The following is a 21,705-nucleotide window of genomic DNA, read 5'->3' as shown; positions in this document are numbered from 1 at the left end:
CGACCCCGGCGGACAGTCCGGCCTCTTCGGCCGGACGATGCTGTTCTGGCTCCCGGACCGGGCGGCACCCGCCCGTTCCGGCCCTTGGGAAAGCCTGCCCGTCCGGCCTCCGGCACCATCCCCCCATCAACCGGAGGTGCGGCGACCGGACGGGCATAGAGCGGGTGTGTCCCGGTGGGAACGCCGTTCCGCCCTATCTCTTTTCGTTGCGCCTTGCCGTCCCCGCCCTCTCCCTTCCCGCCCGTCCGCTCACCAACGAGCGGCGGCTTCGATGGGGTCGGGCTTCTGGAAGAGCGCGGCGGGCAAGGCCCGCCCCGCTCCCGGCACGACAGCGTCAGCCCGTCACCGCGCCCTTGTTGGCCGGCAGCGCCAGCTGCGCGAACTTGCCGAGCACGCCATTGCGGTAGCGCGGCTCCGGCTGGCGCCAGTTGGCGCGGCGGCGGGCCAGCTCCTCGTCGTCCACCTCCAGCTGCAGCAGCTGGCGCGAGGCGTCGATGGTGATCGTGTCGCCTTCCTCGACGAGGGCGATGGTACCGCCCTCATAGGCTTCCGGCGTGACGTGGCCTACCAGCATGCCCCAGGAGCCGCCCGAGAAGCGGCCGTCGGTGATCAGGCCGACATCGGCGCCAAGGCCGCGTCCGATGATCGCCGAGGTCGGGGCCAGCATTTCCGGCATGCCCGGACCGCCGCGCGGGCCGAGATAGCGCAGCACCAGCACGTCGCCGGGGCGGATGCGGTCGGACAGGATCGCGTCCATCGCCGACTGTTCGTCGTCGAAGACGCGCGCCGGGCCGGTGATCGAGGTCGACTTCAGGCCGGTGATCTTGGCGACCGCGCCGTCCTCGGCCAGGTTGCCGCGCAGGATCGCCAGGTGACCTTCCGGATAGAGCGCCTGCTCGATCGGACGGATCACGTCCTGGTCGGCGGGCGGGGCGTCCGGCACATGGGCCAGTTCCTCGGCCAGCGTGCGGCCGGTGATGGTCATGCAGTCGCCATGCAGCAGGCCGGCATTCAGCAGGATCTTGAGGATCTGCGGCACGCCGCCCGCCTTGTGCAGGTCGACCGCCATGTACTTGCCCGAAGGCTTGAGATCGCAGATCACCGGCACCTTGCGGCGGATCCGCTCGAAGTCGTCGAGCGTCCACTCGACCTCGGCCGCGTGGCAGATCGCGAGATAGTGCAGCACCGCGTTGGTGGAGCCGCCGGTCGCCATCACCAGGGTGATCGCGTTCTCGACGCTCTCGCGGGTGACGATGTCGCGCGGCTTCAGGCCCTTCTTCACCGCCTCGACGAGGACGCGGGCGGACTCGGCCGTGGAGTCGAACTTCTCCTGGTCGATATTGGCCATGGTCGAGGAATAGAGCAGCGCCATGCCGAGCGCCTCGAAGGAGGAGCTCATGGTGTTGGCGGTGTACATGCCGCCGCAGGCGCCGGTCGTCGGACAGGCGTTGCGCTCGATGCCCTCGAAATCCTCTTCGCTCATGCGGCCGGCCTTGATCGCGCCGACGGCCTCGAAGGCGGAGATGACCGACAGGTCCTGCCCCTTCCACTTGCCCGGCTTGATCGTGCCGCCATAGACGTAGATCGCCGGGACGTTGGCGCGGACGATGCCGATCATGCCGCCGGGCTTGTTCTTGTCGCAGCCGCCGAGCACCAGCACGCCGTCCATCCACTGGCCCTGCACCGTCATCTCGACGCAGTCGGCGATGACCTCGCGCGAGATCAGCGAGTACTTCATGCCTTCCGTGCCCATCGACATGCCGTCGGAGATGGTGGGAACGCCGAAGAGCTGCGGATTGGCGCCCGCCTCCTTGATCGCCTTCACCGCCACGTCGGCGAGCGGCTGGAGGCCGGCATTGCAGGGCGTGATCGTCGAATGCCCGTTGGCAATGCCGATCATCGGATTGTCGAAATCTTCCTTGGTGTAGCCGAGACCATAGAACATGGCCCTGTTCGGCGAACGCTCGACCCCTTGCGAAATCGTCTTCGAACGCTCGTTGTATGGCACCCGCAGTCCTCCCTGGAAACGCGCGCGGCGCCGGTCCGCCGCCTGTCCGGCCCGTCGTGCAGGCCGCCTCCCGATCCAGACGGACACGGCCGGCCTTCCGGCGTTCGAAACAGTCTCGGGAGAGTGGCGCAACCGCCTAAAATCCCACGCTGTTTCGTATCCGCAGAAGGTGTGCCCGTCAGCTTTCCGGCGACCGTATCGCCTCGTCTTTCATTTCAGAAATATATTTGTCATGCGGTATTAGGTCGTTTTTCGACTTAATCGCCGAGACATGGCAAGGGCCCGGACATGCCGGGCCGGGCGGCGGCGCCAGCCCTCCCAAGCCGGCGCCAACCCTCTTGTCTGCGTTCGCTTTTGCGGTGAAAGGGACGTTTCCCGCGTCAGTCGAGCCGGCCGGCGTGGCCGTGTCCGTTGAGGTCGCGGCGGGCATGCACCAGCGCCGCTTCCGGCAGGCCGACGCCCGGCGCGCCGCCCCCCAGCCCCTCGCCGCGCCCGCGGTCCTCGCCGGCACCGCCGTCGTCGTCGGAGGCCGGCTCGCCCAGGCTGCGGGCGATCTCCACCAGCCGCAGCACCGTCGGCGAAGGATCCTCCTTGCGCCAGACGAGGCCGGTCTCGATCACCGGCGGCTTGCCCTCCAGGCCGACATAGCGCACGCCCATCCGCCCCAGCCGGCGCAACGAGCCCGGCACCAGCGCAAAGCCCATCCCGGCCGAGACCAGGCTGATGATGGTCTGCATCTGGATCGCCTCCTGCCCGATGACCGGCTCGATGCCGTGGGAGGCGAAATAGGTGGTGATAATGTCGTGGAAGGCGGGAGCGGACCGCCGCGGGAACAGCACCAGCGGCTCCTCGGCGACGTCCTGGATCTTCAGCCGGCCGTTGACGATCTCCACGCGCCCTGCCCGTACCCATTCCTCCGGCACAGCCGCCACCAGCGGCTCGTGCAGCAGGGGCAGATAGGACAGCGAGGTGTGCAGGGTCTGGTGCAGCGGGATGATCAGCCCCGCATTGATGTCGCCCTGCATCAGGGCCTCGACCTGCAGGTCGCTGGTCATCTCCTTCAGCGTCACCTTCACCTCCGGAAAGGTGGCGCCGTAATGGCTGATCAGTTCGGGCAGCAGGTTGTAGTCGGCGGTGGTGACGAAACCGAGCTTGAGCGAGCCGATCTCGCCGCGGGCGAGCTGGCGCGCCAGCGCCGGCAGGGCCTCCACTTCCTGCAGCAGCTTGCTCACATGAGACAGAAGGTGTTCGCCGACCGGCGTCAGCGCGACATTCCGCTTCGTCCGCTTGAACAGCGTGACGGACAGTTCCTCCTCCAACGCCAGAATGGCCTGACTGAGCGGAGGTTGCGTCATACAGAGCCGTTCCGCGGCCCTGCCGAAATGCAACTCCTCCGCAACCGTTACAAAGAACTTGAGCCTTCTCAGATTCATTGCTTGCCTTCTGCTCCCTAGGATTGGCCGATTTTTGCTGTCCCCAAAAATTCGAACGCAAACCTTTATATGGCAAAAATATATATTTCTCGACACGAACGGAAAGTTGTATTCTGGTTGTAATTAAAATTAGTTTCTCGTTTCAGGAGTCCGTGCAATAAACGAAATCGGATTCCAAGGCAGAGATCACAAAATCGGGAGGACATTATGGCATATGTATTTCGTATCAGTGACGCGAAGAGTTCGAATTTGAGTTCCCGCAAAGAATAAACCTCCCCAGAAGATCACTGTCACTATTATCAATGAAGTTTTCGCCATGGGGAAAAGTCAGCCCCAGGCAGCGGCGGAGCCATGTCTCCCGCCCTGTCCGGAGGCCGCAGTCCGCCCGGCGAAACCTGCCCCCGCCATCCAACCACCAGCCGGACGTCCGTGCAAATCCCGCAAACCCGTCCGGCCGGGGACCAGACCTTCGGCGTGCATGTCCGCCCGCCAGATCCCAGTGGAACACGAGGAGCGCAGATGGACTTCAGCTTCACTCCCGAGCAGGAGGCCTTCAAGGAGAAGGTCGTCCGCTTCGCCAAGGACGAGCTCAACGAGGGCGACCTCAAGCAGCGCGATGCCGAGTGCATCCTGTCCCGCGACCTGTGGCGCAAGATCGCCGACTTCGGCATTCTCGGCCTTCCCTTCGAGAAGGAATACGGCGGCGCCGAACAGGACATCATCACCACGGTGCTGGCCATGGAGGCGCTCGGCTACGGCTGCCGCGACAACGGCTTGCTGTTCAGCATGAACGGCCAGATGTGGACCGTGCAGATGCCGATCGCCCAGTTCGGCACGCCGGAGCAGAAGGACAAGTACCTGCGCGGGCTGATTGCCGGCGACCTGATCGGCGCCCACGGCATCACCGAGGCGGAGGCCGGCTCCGACGTGATGAGCCTCGGCACCACCGCCACGCGCGACGGCGACCACTACGTGCTCAACGGCGCCAAGGTGTTCTGCACCAACGGGCCGGTCGCGGACGTCTTCGTCATCTTCGCCACGGTCGACAAGAGCGCCGGCTCGCTCGGCCTCACCGGCTTCATCGTCGAGCGCGACACGCCGGGCCTGACCATCAGCCCGAACCGCCGCAAGATGGGCCTGCGCACCTCGCCGATGGCCTGGCTGACGCTGGAGGACTGCCGCGTGCCGGTCACCGCGCGCATCGGCAAGGAAGGCCAGGGCGGGCGCATCTTCAACAACTCGATGGAGTGGGAGCGCAGCTCGATCCTGGCCAACCTCGTCGGCGCGATGGAGCACCAGGTGGAGCAGTGCGTCGCCCATGCCAACAAGCGCACCCAGTTCCGCAAGCCGATCGGCAAGTTCCAGTCGGTGTCCAACCGCATCGTCGACATGAAGCTGCGGCACGAGACCTCGCGGCTGCTGCTTTACAAGGTCGCCTGGCTGAAGAAGACCAAGGGCAGCTGCCCGATGGAGGCCGCGCTCGCCAAGCTCTACCTGAGCGAGGCCTGGGTCGCCTCGTGCCAGAACTCCGTCGTGATCCATGGCGGCTACGGCTACATGGCCGACTACGAGGTGGAGCGCGACTTCCGCGATGCGGTCGGCAGCTTGCTCTATTCCGGAACGTCCGACATCCAGCGGACCATCGCCGCGCGCGCGCTCGGCCTGTAGCGCCGCGCCTGACCGCCCCTTTCGCGCCCGGCGCTTCGTCTCGCCGGGCGCGGACTGCAGTGCAGCATGAAACGCTCTGACACTTCTACGTATACGTAAAGACACAAGGCATATCAGTCGATAGAAATTCAGTCAGAATAGCGTTATTGACTTGCCATACTTGCCCAATAAGCTCTTTCCGTTGGGAAAATTTCTCAAAACAACAAGAATATCTGTTCAGTCACTGTGCGAATGACAGGGCGCGAGCGGAAATATCCGCCGCCCGTACGGACTGCAACGGTCCGGCTTCCCGTTCGGAAGCCGCGACAGCCTGATGGAGGAGATAGGCCCGTGAGTGCACCCGACCTGATGAGCGTACAGAAGAACCTGCTCGCCTACCTGATGGAAAACTCCGGCGTGAACGTATCGGGCGGCATCGACCCGGAACAGAACCTGCTGGACAGCGGCATTCTCGACTCGCTGGGCATCGCCGAGGTCACCGAATACATGGAAAAGGAATTCGGCATCGCCATCGACGAGGACGAGATCACCTCGCAGAACTACAAGACGCTGAACGCGCTCTCCGGTTTCTGTCACAGCAAGATCACGTCGGCCGCGGCCTGAGGGAGATCACCTCCCCAAGGTCCGGCGCGCGAGGAATGGCGACACCATGACACGTATCAAGGCTGACCTGATCCTGGTCCATGCACCGGCGATCTACGACTTCCGCAACAGGGACGACTTCGTGCTCGGCTGGTATTCCAGCCAGGAGAGCAGCAACGTCACCCCGATCTTCGAGATGCACCCGCTCGGCTTCCTGTCGATCAAGAGCTTCCTTGCCGAGCGCGGCCTGGACGTGAAGATCGTCAACCTGGCCTCCTTGATGCTCAAGCATCCCACGCTCGACGTGGAGAAGCTGTTCGAGTATCTCGACGCCCCCGCCTTCGGCATCGACCTGCACTGGCTGCCCCACTGCCAGGGCTCCATCGAGGTCGCCGGGGTGCTGAAGAAGGTGCACCCGGAGAGCTTCGTCGTCTTCGGCGGCATCGTCTCCACCTACTATGCCCGCGAGATGATGCAGTACCCGCAGATCGACGGCGTCATCCGCGGCTACGACACGCTGGAGCCGCTGGCCGATCTCGTCGGGCAGCTCAAGCGCGGCGTGCGCGGGCGCCTCGACGTGCAGAACATGGTCTACAAGGACAAGGGGGAAGTCGTCGACAACGGTCACACCTACACGCCCGACGTGCTCAATGACGTGGCGATCGACTGGTCGAAGATGTTCCCCAAGACCGACAACCTGCTGAACATGCCCAACCTGATGGTGCTGCCGAACACCGGCTGCCAGCAGAGCTGCGGCTGGTGCTCGGGCTCGCGCTGGGCCTATCAGCGGATGATGAACGTGGAGAAGAAGACCGTCTTCCACCGCCGCTCGGAGCAGCTGGCGCGGGAGATCACCACCTTCCCCAAGACCGAGTCCCCGCTCAGCGTCTACACGCTGCAGGCCTACTCGGAATCCGCCCCGCGCCTGCTCTCCTACCTGGAGGCGGTCAACGACAGCGGCGTCGTCAGTTCGGTGTCGTTCGAGCAGTTCCGCCTGACCAAGCCGTCCGTGCTGAAGCAGATGGCCGAGGTCGCGCCCAATCTCGACATCTACATCAACCTGTCGCCGCAATCGCACGACGTGGAGATCAGCCGGCTCAGCGGGCGCGGCACCTATACCAACGAGGAGATGGAAGACTGGATCGCCGCCGCGCTCGATGTCGGCATCAAGGGCTTCTACCTCTGGTACACGATCGGCATGCCGAAGCAGACCCATGCCTCGGTGATGGAGACGGTCGCCTATTCGCGCCGGCTGATGCAGCGCTTCCCGAACGACAAGGTGATCCCGACGATCTTCGGCATGGTGCCGTTCCTCGACCCGGGCTGCCAGTGGTTCGAGCAGCCGGAGGAGCACGGCTACACCGTCTTCCACCGCGATCTCGAGTCCCATCGCAAGTCGCTCACCCAGCCGCGCTGGCGCGACGCGATGAACTACGAGACCAAGTGGATGAAGCGCGACGAGTTCCTGCCCAGCATGTACGAGGCGATGCAGGTCATGGCCAACGACAAGGCGGAGTTCGGCCGCATCACCAAGCGCTCGATCAAGATCGTCAACGACCGCATCGACCACCTGCGCTACCTCACGGGCTCCGTCGACCGGGCCTATGAGCTCGACGGCGGGCTGTCCGCCTCGCTGCGCCAGGAGATCGGCCGGCACAACGACGACATTCTCTCCTACGCGGCCGATGTCGCGCTGGTGAAGAAGCCTCTGTCGGGCCGCTGGTACGACGACCACACGGTGCCGGCGGAAATCATCGAGGCCTGCACCGGGGCGGCCCGCGCCGCCTGAGCGGCGCAGTTTCGAAGGCCGCCCGAGCGGCTCGCGCCCCTATCGGCCGCGCCACCCTGCCCGGTCCTTGCCCGCTGGCCGTCACGGCCGGCGGGCGAGCGGGCGGACGGGTCGGCGCGTCCTTTTCTCCCAGCCAGGAGCCGGATCCCATGCCCCGCGAAAGCGCCAGAGAACGCGTCAGAGAATCTGTCGGCCTGCTTGCGGCCGCCCATTACCTGCCCGAGCGCACCAGCACGCTCGACGAGATCATCGCCCGCGAGACGGGTCCGGTCGATGTCACCGCCGCCGCGCGGCTCGGCGTCGACAGCGTTCACGTCTTCGAGGGCGAAAGCCCCACCGACATGGCCGTCGCCGTGTCGCGCAAGGTGCTGGACACCGCCGGCCTTGCCCCGCTCGACCTCGATGCCATCATCGACTTCTCGATGATGCCGCAGCGCTATGTCGAGCCGGCCTGGTCGATGAGCAACGAGCTGCAGGCCGAACTCGGCGCCAAGCGCGCCTTCACACTCGGTTACAGCGGCGGCCACTCGTCGAACCTGCATGCGGCGATCAAGTTCGCCCGCGCGCTGATCCTCGCCAACGACGACGTGCACCGGGTGCTGCTGGTGGCCTCCGACCAGGCGATATCCGGCAACCGGGTGATCGCCGGCAAGGACGCGCCGCTCACCGTGCTGGGGGATGGGGCGAGCGCCGTCATCGTGGCGCGCGGGGCGGGCCGCGCCCGGATCCTCGGCACCGCCATGCGCTCGACCGGTGCGCTGCACGACGTCCTCAACATTCCCGGCGGCGGCATGAAGCACCCGACCCGCCTCGACCTCTACCGGCTGACGCTGGATGCGGCCAAGCACGCGCGCGCCGACCGCACCAACGAGCTCAAGGGGCTGGTCGACAAGCTGCTCGCCCGGCACGGGCTGTCGGGGAGCGACATCGGCCGCACCATCACCGCCAACATCTCCGCCTCGGACGCGCAGGCGGTCGGCGACAGCCTCGGCGCCGGCGAGCGGCTGGTGCCGTCCGGCTTTGCCTCGCGCGGGCACCTGCATGCCTCGGACCTCGTCCTCAACATGCTGGAGCTGGAGGAGGAGGCCCCGCCCGCCGGCACCAACGTGCTGCTGGCCACCCATGGCCACGGCTTCCTCTACGGCGCCACCTTGCTGCAATACTGACAAGGGAGATCCAGATGGACCACGTCGGCATCCTTTCCGAAGCCTTCTACCTTCCGCCCGACAAGAAGCTGGTGGCGGACGTGTTCCGCGACGAGGACGTGCCCTTCGGCACCCTGTCGAAGAACATCGACTTCCAGCGCGACATCGGCATCCACGACATCCACGTCACCGACGAGCTGCCCTCGGTGCTCGCCATCGAGGCCGCGCGCCGCGCGCTCGATCAGGCGGGCGTCGCGCCGGGCGAGGTCGATCTCGTCGTCGACTTCACCTCGATCCCGGAAGACTATGTCGGCCCGACCTGGTCGGCCGCCGGTCTCGTGCAGCAGGAGCTGGGGCTGGACAACGCCTTCGCCACCGCCGTCAACACCGGCGGCTGCGCCAGCTATCACCTGGCGCTGAAGACCGTCGTCTCCCTGATGCTGGCCGACGATGACGTCACGACGGCGCTCTTGTTCGCCGGCGACCGCACGCCGGATCTCAACAAGACCTATTACCCGATCACCGTGGCGAGCGACGGCGGCAGCGCGCTTGTCCTGCGCAAGAACGCGACCCGCGCGCGCATCCTTGGCGTGGAGACCATCTCCATCGGCCGGCTGCACGACGTGTGGTACGTGCCGGGCCTGCAGAACCGCCAGCCGAACGAGGAAGTCACCGAGCGGCTGCTGCACATGTACGCCAAGATGGACAAGTTCAACGAGGGCGTCATCCCGATCAACTTCCGCATGTTCGGCAAGGTGATGACCCAGCTGCTCGACAAGCTGAACCTTGGCTTCGACGACGTCGACTATTACGTCTATCCGACCTTCTCGACCTGGGATCAGGCCTATTTCATGAAGAAGTTCGGCCTGCCGCCGGAGAAGGTCTACACCAGCGCGCTCAAGCATCGCGGCCATGTGCAGGAAAGCGACATGGTCATCAATTATGCGGAAGCGGTGGAGCAGAACCTGATCCGCACCGGCGACAAGGTGATGGTCGTCTCCAACGGCGCGGGCTTCGCCTGGTCGGCGGCCCTCATCCACCATTGAGCGCCGCCGCGCCGGACGGCGAACTCATCGTGCGGCGGGAGGGCCGCGCCGGACGGATCACACTGAACCGCCCCCGCGCCCTCAACATGCTGAGCGAGGCGATGCTTGCCGGCATCGCCTTGGCGCTTCAGGACTGGCGCGCCGATCCGGCCGTCGACCTCGTCGTCCTGGATGCGGTCGGCGGGCGGGCCTTTTGCGCCGGCGGCGACATTGCCGCCGTGCATGGCCGGATGGTCCAGGGCGACATTGAGGGCGCGCGCGGCCACTGCCTTGCCGAATACCATCTCGACCTCGCCCTTGCCCGCTATCCCAAGCCTGTCGTCGCCTTGATCGACGGCACTGCCATGGGCGGCGGCCTCGGGCTGGCGCTGCACGCCAGCCACCCGGTCGCCAGCGAGCGGGCGAGCTTCGCCATGCCGGAATGCGGCATCGGCTGGATCCCCGATTCCGGCGCCTCGCATCTTCTCTCCGGCCTCCCCGCCCCGCTTGCCGCCTTCATCGCGCTGACGGGCGAGAGGATCAGTGCGGATGCGGCCGCCGCGCTCGGTCTCGTGTGCTACCGGGTCGCTGCGCAGCAGATGCCCGAGCTTGCCCGGGCCCTCAGCGAACAGGGCCTCGCCGCCCTGCCCGCGCCCGTGCCGCCCGCCTCGGACGCTCCGCGACTTCCCGAGTTCTCGGTGGAGCTGGAGCACGCCTTCGCCGGCCCCGACGTGCCGCAGATCCTCGCCCGGCTGGAAGCCGGCGGCGAGCCCTGCGCACGCGCCGCCCGCTCCCTCCTCAAGGCGTCGCCCCTTGCGCTCGCGCTGACGCTGGAGGTGCTCGCCCGCGCCCGCCGTCCGGGAAGCCTGGAGGCCGCGCTCGGTCTCGAATATGCCGTGGTCTCGCAGCTGCTGATCCACCCGGATTTCGCGGAAGGGATCCGTGCGGCGATGATCGACCGCGACCGCCGTCCGGCCTGGACGCTAGCCCACACGCACCGCTTCGCGGACGCCGAGCTTGCGCCGTTCCTGCCCGCCTCGGGCACGCTGCTTCCGGCCCTTTCCGGGCCGTGAAACGTCAGTCGCAAAGGCACCTGAACCCTGCGGAATTATATATTTCCCCCGCTTCCGGGCGGCCTTTAGATTTTCCCGTGCAAGGCGCAGAAAAGATCAACAACGATGCGGGGTTGCACCCGGATCGCCATCGTTCGCGCGCAGCGCTTGCGGGAGGAGAACCGCCCCTTTCCCGCCTTGCAGTCGTTTCACGGCACTTCGCCGAGGGAGGTCTCGCCAACCGGCGCCGGCCTTTCGCAAACGCATTCGGGAAACAGACAATGACCTCAGTCCAATCGACACCACGTTCCTCCTTGATGGGCAACTGGCCAACGCTCGCGGTCGCCGCGCTCGGCTCGTTCCTCGTCATTCTCGACGTGACGGTGGTCGCCATCGCGCTGCCGTCCATCGAGCGGGAGCTGAAGGCGAGCTTCGCCGAGCTCCAGTGGATCATCAACGCCTACAACATCGCCTACACCTCGGTGCTGATCGCAGTCGGCGCCATCGCCGACAGGTTCGGCCGCAGACGGGTGATGGTCATCGGCCTTGCCCTGTTCGGCGCCACCTCGCTGATCGTCGGCCTCGCCGACACGCCATCGGCGCTGATCTGGGGCCGCGTCGCGCAAGGGCTCTCGGCCTCGGCCATGCTGATCCTCGGCGTCGCGCTGATCTCCAATGCGTTCCAGGGCTCCGACCGGGCCCAGGCCTTCGCGCTGTGGGGCGTGTCGATCGGCTGCGGCGCGGCCTTCGGGCCCATCGTCGGCGGCATTCTCGTCGACCTGCTGAGCTGGCGCTGGATCTTCCTGCTCAACGTGCCGATCGTCGCGGTGCTGATCACGCTCTGCTACTGGCGCGTGCAGGAATCCTCCGACGACAATGCGGGCGGCCTCGACTGGCCGGGCATCCTCACCTTCACCGGTGCGCTGGGCTGCCTCTCCTACGCGGTGATCGAGGGCGGCGAGCGCGGCTGGGGCAGCGACACCATCCTGGCGGCCATTGCCGGCGCCGTGGTGCTGTTCCTGCTGTTCGTGTGGATCGAGACCAGCGTGAAGAAGCCGGCCTTCGACCTGCGCCTCTTCCGCATTCCCACCTTCACCGGCGTACAGCTGGTCTGCGTGCTCAACAGCATCACCTTCTGGGTCATGCTGGTGTACCTGCCGATCTACTTCCAGGTGGTGCATGAAATGTCCGCGTCTTCGGCCGGCCTGATGCTGCTGCCGATGACCATCCCCCTGCTGCTCGTCGCCCCGCTCGGCGCGCGGCTCGCCTCGCCCGAACGTCTCGGCGTGCGCGGTCTCATCGCCTTCGGCTGCGCGCTGGTCGCCGTCGGCTTCCTGTGGCTCGCCATCGCTCCGCCGGCCGAGGTGGTCGTGTGGGTGGTCGCCTTCCTGCTGCTGGGCCTCGGCACCGGCCTCATCAACGGCGAGCTCTCCAACGTCGCCACCGCCGTCGTCCCGCCGGAGAAGGCGGGCGTCGCCTCGGGCGTCAACATCACCTTCCGCCACGGCTCCTTCACCCTGTCGATCTCGGTGTTCGGTGCCATCCTGCTGTCCAGCATCACGCTGCAGCTCGGCGGCTCGGGCGATCTGGCGACCGCGCTCGGCGAAGGCCTGACCAACACGGCGAACTTCATCGCCCGCGGCGACTTCGCCGGTGCCGTTGCCAGCGCACCGATCGACGTCCAGCCGGCCGTCACCGAGTTCGGCCAGGCGAGCTTCGCCTCCGCCTTCTCGGTGCTGATGTGGATCGTCGCCCTGCTTTCGGTTCTTGCCATCGTCATCTCTGGTCTGATGATCCGGCGGCGCGACCTGCTCGCGGGCCCGGAGGCCCAGGCAGCCGCGGCGGCGGGCGAGTAACCGGAAGACCGGCCGCCGCATCAGCGGAATCCGGCCCGTTTGCCAAAAGCGGGCCGGGTTGGCGGCGGAAGGTTCCTCCCTGAACGGACTAGGGCGCGCCCTCATCCCGAAGGCGCGCCCCTTTTTGTTCGGGCAAGGCGATGCAGCCGGAGCGTCAGCTCCAGTAGGTCAGCGGCTGGTCGTCGCCGCGATAGCCGACGAAGCAGGACATGGTCACCCGGCGCCCGCCGACGCCCGGCGTCACCCCGTGGATCAGCTGCGAGTTGAACAGCACCAGGTCGCCGTTCTCCGGCCGGATCAGCAGCCGCGGCTCGCCCAGCACCTCGCGGTCGAGCCCGTCGCGGGTCTCCTGCTCCTTGTCCTGCTCCGGCGTCGGCTCGCTCAGCCACAGCTCCAGCTCGCCGCCCTCCGGCGGCATGTCGAGATAGACGTTGACCGCCAGCTGGCCGGTCAGGTCCGACGCGCCGTTCGACAGCATCCGCGCCAGCCGGTCGTTGTGCGGCAGCATCTTGGCGCCCGGGTCGATCACCCGGCAGGTGCCGACGAAGCTCTTGCGCTCGTCGATGGTCTGGATGGTCGCGCCCGCCGGCCAGACCTCCTCCAGCAGCAGGCGGAAATGGTCGAGCGGCGTCAGGTTGGGGTAGATCATGTCGCGGATGCCCCAAATCGAGCGCATCGCCTCGCTGTGGTAGCGGTTGGCGTTGTCCGCGTCCTTGCCGACATCGACATAGCCCATGCCGAGGCGCTTCAGCGCGTTCTGCACCTTGTAGGCTTCCAGCTCCGAATGGCCGGCGATGCAGTCGGCGAAGGTGGCCGACAGCTCCTTCGGATAGAATCCCGGCACATGGATCGCATCGATGTTCTTCGCAATGAGCTTGCGGAGGCTGTCCTCGTTGAGCTCCTTCGAAATCTCGATAGCCTTCAACATCGTATTTCCCTTCCCGGATAGGCAGAAATGACGAGCCGTTTTCTTTCGAAATCACTCGAAAGACGGCGCGCCTTCAGTATTCCAGAGAGGGTTTCTTGCAACAAAGTCCGTTTTCATATCTGCGCAAGCAGCGCAGGACAGAGGAAAACGGCCTCAGCCCGGCCCGAGGAAATAGGTCCCGATATGCCCCACGGCCCGCCGCAGCAGGCCCGGCGAGCCGTCCGCCCCACCGGTCAGCGGATTGGGCAGCGTGCCGGCATATTCGAACCCCTTGTCGGGGTCGTTGGGATCGAGAAGCTGCCGGTTGTCGCGCAGCTGCAACCGGTTGATGCAGTTGCGCGGGAACTCCGGCACGAAGACGTCGTGGCGGGCGAACTTCTCGGCATATTGCGGCTGCGTGGCCTGGTACTCGCGCACGCACTCGCCGACCAGCGCCCAGAACCGCGCCTCCGGCAGCACCTGCCGCTCGTCGAGGATCGCCGCCAGATGGCGGAGGTAGCAATCGAAGACATCGGTGAAGATGCCGTCCAGCCGCACCGCATCGTCCAGCACCACGCAGTTGCGCCGCACCACCGGCGGCAGCGTCGCGCCGCTGTTGAGGATGCGCATCTCCTCCGCCAGGTCCTTCATGACGATGCGCGTCGGCGCGTCGTTCTCCAGAATGAGAATGACGTTCTCGCCATGCGGCATGAAGATGATGTCATAGGCGTAGTAGCAGTGCAGCACCGGCGCCAGATACGCCTTGAGATAGCGGCGGATCCACTCCTCCGCCCCCAGCCGCGAGCGCTCGATCAGGCTGGCGGTCAGCGAATCCCCTTGCGGGTCGAGATGCAGCAGCGCGGCCATGGTCATCAGCCGCTCGCCGGGCCGGATCAGGTTGACCGGGCTTTCCCGCCACAGGGCGGCCAGCACGTGCTTGTAGGGAGAATCCGCCGCCAGCCCTTCCTCGTAGTAGGGGTTGCGGTAGCTGATCGTCGCCTGCTCGCAGATCAGGCAGAAGCCGTTGTCCTGCAGGTACCGGTCGCGCGCCAGCAGGTTGCGCAGCCACTCGTTGATCTCCGGCGTCGTCTGCATGTCCTCCGGCGACAGGCCGCGCTGCAGCATGAAGCCCATGTTGAGGATCGACAGCGCCATCTTCACGTAGCGCTTCGACGGCGCCGAGGCGTTGAAGAAGGTACGGATCGACTGCTGCGGCTGGTAGAGGTCCCGCGACAGGCCGAGATAGACGATGTTGCGCCGGGCGATCTCCGGAGCAAAGCTCATCGAGATGCGGTTGAACCACTGCCAAGGATGCACTGGCATGAAATGGTAGCGGTCGGGGTCGAGCCCCTCGCCGGTCAGCTGCGCCCGGTAATCGGCGACCGTGTCCTCGCCCAGCTCTTCCGCCATCAGGCGGTCGTGGTCGATGCCGGACATCGCCGTGAAGCGCGAATGCTCGCGGGAGACCGCGATCCAGACGATGGAGAGCGGGCCCGCTGCCTCCGGCGCATAGAGCGGATAGTCGGCCGTGTCGAAGCCGAGCCGGCCGTTATTGGCGACGAAGGAGGGATGGCCCTCGGTCATGCCCGTCTCGATGGCCTGGAAATCGGCGCCGGCAAGGTCGGAAGCCCGGTGCGGCTTGGTCGCCGCCTTGTAGGCGCTGCCGTAGAGAATGCTGCTGATCTCGTCGAGATAGACCGGCATCATCGCATCGCGAATGCCGAGCTCGGCCTTGAACTCGATGATGAATTTCAGCGCGTCGAGCGGCGCCGGCTCGCCCCGGATCCGCTTCTTGATCGAGTGGGCATCCACCTGCCAATGATCGAGGCGCATGCGCCTTGCGCGGAATGTGTAGTCGATGCCGAGCGCCGGCTGCTCCAGCACGTAGCGTCCGGCCTCGCCGGCGCCCGCCGGCTCCACTTCGCGGGGTGCGAGCAGCAGCTCGTGGGCGAATTCCGAGATCGCCTTGCGCACCAGGAGCCGGCTGGCCCACAGCCAGCGGTCGCTTTCCAGATGCGCAGCGGCTCGCTCGTGCGGCGGCATGGTCTGCAGGGCGGCGGTCATCGCGTCCATCGTCGTCGTGCCCCGTCAGCCGCCGGCCGAGACGGCGGCGGTCAGGCCGTCCACGGGCGAGGAAAAGCGCTGGAAGGCAAGGCTGCGCTCCACCGGATAGTATTCCTTGCCCAGCACCTCGCGGATGATGATCGAGTTGCGGTAGCAGGACTGGCCGAGATCCGGCGGCAGGTAGCTGTCGGCGTGGATTTCCGCGTTCTGGACGAAGATCTCGCCGCCCCTGGTGTCGATGCTGCAGTTGCGCGCAACGGCAAAGCGCCCCTCCCCGCACCAGTTGATGCGATCCGAGATGGGCCTGAGATAATCCGGCATGCGGAACCGGTAGCCGGTGCCCATGATCAGCGCCTCGGTCTCCAGCTCGAAGGACTTCTCCTCCTCCACCTGGCGGAAGGTGACGCGGAAGCTGTCGCTCGCCGCATCGTGGGTGCAGGCCTCCACCTCCGTGTTGGAGATCAGCATCATGTCGACATCGCCGCCGAGCTGTTTGCGGTAGCGCAGGTCGTAGATGTCGTTGATCAGCGACGGGTTGACGCCCTTGAAGATCGACTGCATCGCCCGCACCAGGTCCTCGCGCTTGGACCGCGACAGCGAGAAGAAGTAGTCGGCATAGTCCGGCGTCGTCATCTGCAGGGTGAACTTGGTCAGCTCCCGCGGCACCAGGCGAGAGGAGCGCGTCACCCAGTTCAGCCCGTAGCCGTAGCGGTCGATGTCGCTCAGCAGGTCGTGATAGACCTCGGCCGCGCTCTGGCCCGAGCCGACCACGGTGATCGACTTCTTCTGCCGCACCGCCTCGCGGTTGCGCAGGTAGTCGGCACTGTGCAGCAGCTTGTCGCGCACCGCCTCGCAGGGCGCGGGCACCGCCGGCGACATGCCGGAGCCCAGCACGATGCGGCGGGCGAGCAGCACCTTGCGCTGGCCCATCTTGGTGTTGAGGCTGGTGACCCGGTAGACGCCGGTCTCCTCGTCGTATTCGACCGTTTCCACCTCGCGGTTGAACACCACATTGTCGAGACGGCCAGCCGCCCAGCGGTAGTACTTGTTGAATTCGTTGCGCAGCAGGAAGAAGTTTTCCGTGTCCAGCAGGAACGCATAGAAGGCGTAGATCCGGCCGGTCTGCTTCAGGTAGTTCAGGAAGCTGAACTCGCTGGTCGGATCGGCCAGCGTCACCAGATCGCACAGGAAGGGCGTCTGCAGCGTCGCCGTTTCCAGCAAGGTTCCCTCGTGCCAGTTGAACTGGTCCTTGCGTTCCAGGAACAGGCAGTCGAGATCGCGGATCGGCTGGGTCAGGCAGGCGAGCCCGAGGTTGAACGGACCGATACCGATGCCGATGATGTCGAAGACATGACCCTCGGCGCTTTGCACGGATTGCGACGTCATTGAAACTCCTTCCGGCGACGCCAACCGGGACGCGGACGGCATCCGCGGCGGACGGGAAAACCTTAGCGACCCGGCAAAAGCAGTTGAAATATATTATATTCGGTCCATTCGGTGGCTTGGCGACTGACTGGCCGCCAAGCCTTTCCCCGCCTCGATGAGACGGTTTCCAGCGCGCCGGATCGCTTCAATAAGAGGATGGCCGCTTGCCGGAAAAATCGTGCGCCTCGGTGCCCTCGATGGGCGGGCTGAAGATGCTGAGGCAGATCGAGGGATCGTGCACCACCATGCGGTGGGCATCGTTCCGGTTCATGATGAAGGCGGTCGCCCGGGCGCCGTTGGTGTCGATGGGGTGGCTGCCGCTCTCCCAGACATATTCGCCGCTGCCCGAGACGTAGTAGCAGCTCTCGAAATGATGCCGGTACTGCAGCGGCGAGTCCGTATTCGCATTGCCGAGCGTCTGGCACAGCGCAAAGCCGAAGCCGTCGGCCTTGACCAGCAAGCGCCGGCTCTGGCCATTTCCCCAGAAGACGTCGCGCTCGGTGCCGATGAACTCGTCGACATGGCGGATCAGCGGGTCGGCGCGGATCGCCTCCTCCGGCCCCTCGCCGCCGAAGACGGTGCAGATGCGCATCTCGCTTTCGGCCAGGAAGCTCACCTCGGCGCCGGCCCGTGCGGCGACCAGCGTGCCGGGCGAGGCGCGCTCGCTGCGCCCGTCGACGGTCACCATGCCCGTGCCGGACAGGCAGAAATGCGCCTGCGCGGGAAACTCGCCGGCGGCATCGCGCGTCACCGTGTCGGCAGCGCCGGCGGCCAGCGTCGTGTCGTAGAGCGCGTGCCCCACCTGATCGGTGCGGGCCACCACTTCGCGGGACACGGCGTAGCGGAAAACCGGCGCATCGCCGGCTGCCTTGAAGGTACGGACGATCACGTTTGAGCCCTCCTCGAACATGCCGGGCGGCCCGTTTGCCGGGCTGCTGCCGGACGTGTTCGAAAAGGTTATCCCGCTCACCTTCAAAGGTATAAATCTTGTTTTGTCTCAGTTTCACCACAAGTCGATATCGAACACGCACCGACATTAAGTATATTATGCAATAATTCGAAAAATATATTCATGGGTATGGCTCGCGGTATCGTAGAGCGGCAGATTGCCGGCCACGCCCCACGCCCCCCTCTCCCCCTCCAAGAAGAAGAAAAGAGGGGGAGATGTCGGCACAGCCGACAGAGGGGGGTGAACCGCGCCGGCCTGCATTTCGTTTCGCCGTTTCCCGCGCACTATCCCCTGCTTCGTCCTCCCGGACGGCGCGCCAGCGCCGAGCCGGGACCGGAGAGCCGAGGGCGTATGAGGTGCGCTCGGGAACCCTGCCGCAACCGCCGTACCTCCCCCGATCCCGGATCATCGGCCTTCGGCCTCGTCCGGGAAGACGCAGGGAAAGGCATAAGCAGCAACGCGCCGATCACGCCCCACGCTCCTCTCTCCCCCCTTGAGGGGGAGATGTCGGCGCAGCCGACAGAGGGGGGGTGAGCATCGCGAGATCCGGGCCCATTCGTTCCCAGAGCGGTGGCGGGAACATACCGACCTCCGGCAAGCCCACATCTACCGCAGGGCGAAGACGAGGATGCCCGCGGCCAGAGCGGCGTTGAGGACCCAGAAGAGAGCGAGCCGCCGCACGCGCGTGGTGTGCGGCGGCAGCTTCGGCGGGGGGCGCCTTTCAGTCATGCTGGAACCTCTCCGAGATGATCTGTCTCGGCGCCACGCCGAGGTCGAGCAGCGCCTCCTCGACGCCCTCCATCATCGGGGCGGGTCCGCACAGGACATAGAGCCAGTCGCGATGGCGCGCCTCAGTGAACAGCCGTGCGATAAGCGCCGCGTCGACCATCCCGCGCTCGCCTTCCCAGCCCTGCGGCGGTTCGGACAGCACCTGCACCACCTCCGTCCGGTGCTGGCGGCGCATGCGGGCGAGGTCCTCCGTGCAGGCGATCTGGCCCGCATGGCGGTTGCCGTAGACCAGCACCGTCGGGCGCGGATCGCCGTCGATCTCCAGTTGCCGCAGCAGGCTCAGCATCGGCGCAATGCCGACGCCGCCGGCGATGAAGGCGATGCCGCTGCCCTGCCGCCCCTCCAGCACCAGATTGCCGTGCGGCCCGTCGACATGGGCGCGCGTGCCGAGCGGAATGCCGCTCAGCGTCGCGGTGAAGTCGCCGAGCTCCTTGATGACGAAGCGCAGGTCCTTGCCCTCGCCCGGCGCCGAGGCGATGGAGAACGGGTTCTCGCGCAGCGAGAAGACCGGCGCGCCGATGCGGATCCAGGCGAACTGCCCGGCGCGGTACGAGATCCCCTCGTGCCCCCTGGGGCTCAGCACCACCTCCCATGTTCGCTCGGCGAGCTGCCGCAGGCCCGTCACCTCCCAGGGGCGGCGGCGCGCCAGCAGCGGCTTCAGCAGATAGACATGCGCCAGCGACAGCACCGCCGCCGCCGTCAGCACGGCCCACAGGCCGGCCAGCTGCGGGTCCGCGCTGTAGCGGCCGGCATGGCGCGCATGGATCAGCACCAGAACGGCAATGGCCAGCGCGCCGAGCCCGTGGGCGAGCCGCCAGGTCTCGTAGCGCCAGCCGATGCGGTCGCGGGCAATCGACAGGATCACGAAACCCGGCAACAACACGAAGGCCAGAACGCCGGTCACCAGCCCTTCGGCCGCAAAGGTCAGGGTCAGCTGGCGCGTGGGATCGAAAGGCAGCGGCCGGGCGAAGGGCAGCGTGTAAAGGAACGGATGCGCCAGGGCGAGCACCAGCGCGGTGCGGGCGAGCAGCTGGTGGAAGCGCATGGTGACGTCGAGGCCGACGCGGCCCGAGATCGAGCGGAAGCGGCCCGACAGCACGAATTCCATCAGCAGGATCGCGAAAGCCACCATCGCCATGCCGCTGGCGATCTCGTCCATCACCGGGCGCGGCGGCCGGCCTCTGCCGGCGGCCAGGGCGAGCGGCGCCAGCGCGATGAGGAGATAGAACAGGATCAGCGCGGCGGCAGGCATTGCAGTTCCCCCATCAGCCACTGCGATGATACGGCGCCGGAAGCAGCCGGCAATGCGCGAAAACCGCTATAGCGCTGCCGCAAATCATCGCGCTGGCGTCAAGACCTCGACACATTGCGCGGCAAACACTGATCCTGACGCTGCCCTCGGGCAGATTCGTTCAGGAGATTTCAGGCATGACGCTTTTCCGTCCCCTTGCCACGGCAGCCATTGCGGCGGCCGTTGCCTTTGCCGCACCGGCGGCCCTTGCCATGGAGATCCGCAGCGAGCGCATCGACATTCCCCGCGGGGCGGCCGGCACAGAGCTCGCCGGCATGATCCAGGGCGAGGAATTCGTCGAGTACCAGCTTCCGGCGGTGACCGGCCAGCAGGTCAGCCTCACCCTCTCCTCGTCCAACCGCTATGTGCATATGGGCGTGGCCGAGCCGGGCAGCCGGCGCGAGGTGTTCGACGGCGCGCGGCAAGGCGCAAGATATACCGGCCGCGCCAGCGAGGACGGCGAATTCCGCATCCGCGTGCGCCTGTCGGTGGACGGCGTCGCGCGCAACGAGACGGCCCGCTATGTGCTGACCGTCACTTCCGCGCGTGCCGGCGAGACCCGGCCGCAGCGTCCCGATCCGCAGCCCGGCACCGGCGGCGGCCGGCCTCCCGGCGGCAACCAGGGCGGGGGCAATCAGGGCGGCGGCAATGCCGGCACGCCCGAGTTCTGGCAGGTGACCGGCGTCGGTGGCGGCGATTTCCTCAACGTGCGCCTTGGCCCCAACACCAGCAATCCGGTCGTCGCGCGGGTCGCCAATGGCGACGTGCTGCGCAATCTCGGCTGCCACATGGTCACCGGCCAGCGCTGGTGCCAGGTCGAGCGGCCGAACGGCAGCGACAAGGGCTGGGTGTCGGCCACCTATCTGCGCGAAGGCAGCAACCGGCCCGGTCGCCCCGATCGTCCGGATCGGCCCGGTCGTCCTGACCGCCCCGACCGTCCGGGTGATGACCGCCCGGGTCGTCCCGGCCAGCCCGACCGTCCCCGCATGAACATGGACGACGGCGGTCCCGACTTCTGGCAGGTTACCGGCATCAGCGGGCGCGACTATCTCAACGTGCGCACCGGCCCGGGCACCGGCTTCCCGATCACCGCGCGCCTGTCCGACGGCGAGGTGCTGCGCAATCTCGGCTGCGGCCGGCTCGTCGGAGAGCGCCAGCGCTGGTGCCAGGTCGAACGCCGCAACGGCGATGCCAAGGGATGGGTTGCCGGCGATTTCCTGCGCGAGGCGAGCTCCCGGCCCGTGCCGCCGGTGGACGACCGCCCCACCCGTCCGGGCCGTCCCGGTCGGCCGGGCGATGACCGTCCCGGCGATTGGCGTCCGGATCGCCCTGACCGCCCCGGCGACTGGCGCCCGGATCGTCCGGGCCGCCCCGACCGTCCCTCGCGTCCCGATCCCAACCCGGGCCCCGATGCGCGCGCCAGCTACTTCGAGGTGACCGGCCTCAGCGCCAACGGCCTGCTCAATGTGCGCAGCGGACCGGGCACCGGCTACTCGATCCTCGGCCGCGTCGCCAATGGCGATGTGCTGGTCGACCGGGGCTGCCGTGCCGTCGGCAACCAGACCTGGTGCCGGATCGAGCTGCTCGGCGGCAGCGAAAGCGGGTGGGTCTCGGCCAACTATGTGCGCCAGACCCGCCTGCGTCAGGGGCGCAACCGCTGGCGGTAACGAAAACGGCTGGCGGTGATCCGCCAGCCGGCATTCATTGACGGACGTACGGCGC

16 protein-coding genes are annotated in these 21,705 nt (G+C 66.7%); 8 read left to right on the top strand and 8 right to left on the bottom strand.

Features of this window, described 5'->3' with window-relative positions; genetic code table 11:
- Positions 1–334 precede the first annotated feature (334 nt).
- A complete protein-coding gene (gene ilvD / locus BBX35_RS17230; protein WP_067222503.1) occupies positions 335–2,008 on the bottom strand; it encodes a dihydroxy-acid dehydratase in 1,674 nt (557 codons plus the stop codon).
- Positions 2,009–2,388: 380 nt separating this feature from the next.
- The gene (locus BBX35_RS17225) at positions 2,389–3,441 is read right to left on the bottom strand and encodes a LysR family transcriptional regulator (RefSeq protein WP_083202607.1); all 1,053 of its coding nucleotides are present in this window, start codon (positions 3,439–3,441) and stop codon (positions 2,389–2,391) included.
- A gap of 519 nt (positions 3,442–3,960) precedes the next feature.
- On the opposite strand from BBX35_RS17225, the gene BBX35_RS17220 reads away from it, so the two are divergent.
- The 7 genes from BBX35_RS17220 (at position 3,961) to BBX35_RS17190 (ending at position 12,558) form a co-directional block, all read left to right on the top strand.
- Entirely contained in the window at positions 3,961–5,109 is a 1,149-nt protein-coding gene (locus BBX35_RS17220) for an acyl-CoA dehydrogenase family protein (RefSeq protein WP_067222497.1), read from the top strand.
- A gap of 330 nt (positions 5,110–5,439) precedes the next feature.
- On the top strand, positions 5,440–5,712 hold the full coding sequence (locus BBX35_RS17215; protein ID WP_171901481.1) for an acyl carrier protein: 273 nt from the start codon (positions 5,440–5,442) through the stop codon (positions 5,710–5,712).
- A 46-nt stretch (positions 5,713–5,758) separates the two neighbouring features.
- Positions 5,759–7,480, top strand: a complete 1,722-nt coding sequence (locus BBX35_RS17210) for a cobalamin-dependent protein (RefSeq protein ID WP_083202608.1) — start codon at positions 5,759–5,761, stop codon at positions 7,478–7,480.
- Positions 7,481–7,629: 149 nt separating this feature from the next.
- Positions 7,630–8,646, top strand: coding sequence for a 3-oxoacyl-ACP synthase III family protein (locus BBX35_RS17205; RefSeq protein WP_067222492.1), 1,017 nt, complete (start codon positions 7,630–7,632; stop codon positions 8,644–8,646).
- A 14-nt stretch (positions 8,647–8,660) separates the two neighbouring features.
- Positions 8,661–9,671 carry a 3-oxoacyl-ACP synthase III family protein gene (locus BBX35_RS17200; RefSeq protein WP_067222489.1) on the top strand — a complete coding sequence of 337 codons (1,011 nt, stop codon included), beginning with the start codon at positions 8,661–8,663 and terminating at the stop codon, positions 9,669–9,671.
- Positions 9,668–10,723, top strand: a complete 1,056-nt coding sequence (locus tag BBX35_RS17195) for an enoyl-CoA hydratase/isomerase family protein (RefSeq protein ID WP_171901480.1) — start codon at positions 9,668–9,670, stop codon at positions 10,721–10,723. Before BBX35_RS17200 ends, BBX35_RS17195 begins: the two co-directional genes overlap by 4 nt.
- Before the next feature lie 260 nt (positions 10,724–10,983).
- Entirely contained in the window at positions 10,984–12,558 is a 1,575-nt protein-coding gene (locus BBX35_RS17190; RefSeq protein WP_083206386.1) for an MFS transporter, read from the top strand.
- A gap of 154 nt (positions 12,559–12,712) precedes the next feature.
- Here BBX35_RS17190 and BBX35_RS17185 read toward each other — a convergent pair whose 3' ends face one another.
- The 6 genes from BBX35_RS17185 to BBX35_RS17165 all read right to left on the bottom strand — a co-directional run bounded on the left by BBX35_RS17185 (position 12,713) and on the right by BBX35_RS17165 (position 19,944).
- Positions 12,713–13,486 carry a 2OG-Fe(II) oxygenase gene (locus tag BBX35_RS17185; protein WP_067222484.1) on the bottom strand — a complete coding sequence of 258 codons (774 nt, stop codon included), beginning with the start codon at positions 13,484–13,486 and terminating at the stop codon, positions 12,713–12,715.
- 153 nt (positions 13,487–13,639) lie between these two features.
- Positions 13,640–15,538: an IucA/IucC family protein gene (locus BBX35_RS17180; protein ID WP_067222481.1), complete on the bottom strand. Its 1,899-nt coding sequence runs from the start codon at positions 15,536–15,538 to the stop codon at positions 13,640–13,642.
- 15 nt (positions 15,539–15,553) lie between these two features.
- Positions 15,554–16,915: a lysine N(6)-hydroxylase/L-ornithine N(5)-oxygenase family protein gene (locus tag BBX35_RS17175; RefSeq protein WP_067222478.1), complete on the bottom strand. Its 1,362-nt coding sequence runs from the start codon at positions 16,913–16,915 to the stop codon at positions 15,554–15,556.
- Positions 16,916–17,099: 184 nt separating this feature from the next.
- Positions 17,100–17,843 carry an ectoine synthase gene (locus BBX35_RS23110; RefSeq protein WP_171900820.1) on the bottom strand — a complete coding sequence of 248 codons (744 nt, stop codon included), beginning with the start codon at positions 17,841–17,843 and terminating at the stop codon, positions 17,100–17,102.
- Between the two features lie 666 nt (positions 17,844–18,509).
- Positions 18,510–18,632 (bottom strand): hypothetical protein, encoded by a 123-nt coding sequence (locus BBX35_RS24010; RefSeq protein WP_279626376.1) that lies wholly within the window; start codon positions 18,630–18,632, stop codon positions 18,510–18,512.
- Positions 18,625–19,944, bottom strand: coding sequence for a ferredoxin reductase family protein (locus BBX35_RS17165; RefSeq protein WP_067222476.1), 1,320 nt, complete (start codon positions 19,942–19,944; stop codon positions 18,625–18,627). Before BBX35_RS17165 ends, BBX35_RS24010 begins: the two co-directional genes overlap by 8 nt.
- A 176-nt stretch (positions 19,945–20,120) precedes the next feature.
- On the opposite strand from BBX35_RS17165, the gene BBX35_RS17160 reads away from it, so the two are divergent.
- The gene (locus BBX35_RS17160) at positions 20,121–21,650 is read left to right on the top strand and encodes an SH3 domain-containing protein (RefSeq protein ID WP_067222473.1); all 1,530 of its coding nucleotides are present in this window, start codon (positions 20,121–20,123) and stop codon (positions 21,648–21,650) included.
- Positions 21,651–21,705 lie beyond the last annotated feature (55 nt).

This window comes from Stappia indica (assembly GCF_001696535.1).
Lineage (GTDB): Bacteria > Pseudomonadota > Alphaproteobacteria > Rhizobiales > Stappiaceae > Stappia > Stappia indica.
Note: the sequence above shows the minus strand (reverse complement) of the source record. Positions and strands in the feature narration are given on the sequence as shown.